General features: G+C 54.4%; 1 protein-coding gene. It reads left to right on the plus strand.

Annotated elements, in window-relative coordinates; genetic code table 11:
- Nucleotides 1-103: 103 nt before the first annotated feature.
- Nucleotides 104-1350, plus strand: a 1247-nt coding sequence (locus E5329_RS29080) for a site-specific integrase (protein WP_135992572.1), incomplete at its 3' end; no start/stop codon positions are given.

Genomic DNA, 1350 nt, shown 5'->3' on the forward strand with positions numbered 1-1350 from the left:
GCTAATGTAAAGCGAAAAATAATGTAAAGTCGCCTCCTTCAAATGCCAGATATGCTGAAAAATTCATCGCTAAACTCAACATAATTCTTTACACTTTTATTGGATGGATCATCCCATCACAATAAAATATGGAGGTTTTTACACGATGAAAGAAACAAAAAGTACACCAGCCGCAGGTATCCGCGAGCTGGTCACAGCGGTTAAGGCACAGATGTCCGGGCTTGGCTACAGCCAGTACACCATTGACCGCATGGACGCAGTGTGGAAGAATCTGGCATCCTACTGCGAGGAACACAATGATGGCCTGCTGACAGCGGAATCGGCACGGGGCTTTGTCTGGGATCTGTATGGCGCTGTCCTGGGCGAAAAGGACGCATCACAGAACGTCAACAGGGCCGTCCACATACTGCTGGACTTCCAACAGTTCGGCATGATCTTTAAGCAGTCCCACATGACTCTGAAGTCCTTTTCAGATGCATTCAGCCCGCTGTTTGAAGGTTTTCTTGAAAAACAGCGCAAAGACGGCTTTGCAGAGGGCTCTGTCAGGACATGGCGCAGCCGGCTGTTCCGCTTCGAGTATTTCCTGGCAAACAGCGGGATAGACCGGTTCAGCCAGATCGAGCTGCACCACCTGAACGCCTATATCGAAACGCTGGCCGGTTTTTCTTCCGGGACAGTTGGCGGGACAATCAAGCTCCTTGGAAGGCTGTCAGATTATGCCCTCGCAAACGGCTGGCACAGCAGGAGCTTTTCCGGCTCCCTGCCGGATGTGCGCCGCACACACAGCTACAGGCTGCCGACAGTGTTTACCCCGGAGGAAGTGGAGCGGATACTGGCATCCGTTGACCGCGACAATGCCCAGGGGAAGCGCAACTATGCGGTGTTCCTGCTCGTTGCCCGCCTGGGCCTGCGTATCAGCGATGTCCGCCTCCTCCGCTTTGATTCCATCGACTGGCAGAACAGGCGGATATCCATTACCCAGAAAAAGACCGGCGTGCCGCTGGAGCTTCCGCTCCCCGACGATGCAGGGTGGGCCATTATCGACTATCTTAAGCATGGACGCCCGGAAACGGACTGCGGGTACATTTTCGTGCGGCACACAGCCCCGTTTGATGCCCTGAAAAACAGCTTCCGCGAAACAGTGGTGAAAGCTGTCCAGAAAGCCGGGGTAAAAGTCCCTGCGGATAAGCCGGTAGGGATGCATTCCTTCCGTCACAGCATAGCCACGGCCATGCTCTCCAATGGCGTGAAGCTGACTGAGATCGCCCAGACGCTGGGCCACACAACGCCGGAAAGCACCCAGACATATATCAGTACGGATACGGAGCTGCTCCGCCAGTGCGCATTGGA

Source organism: Petralouisia muris (genome assembly GCF_004793545.1).
GTDB classification, from domain to species: Bacteria; Bacillota; Clostridia; order Lachnospirales; family Lachnospiraceae; genus Petralouisia; species Petralouisia muris.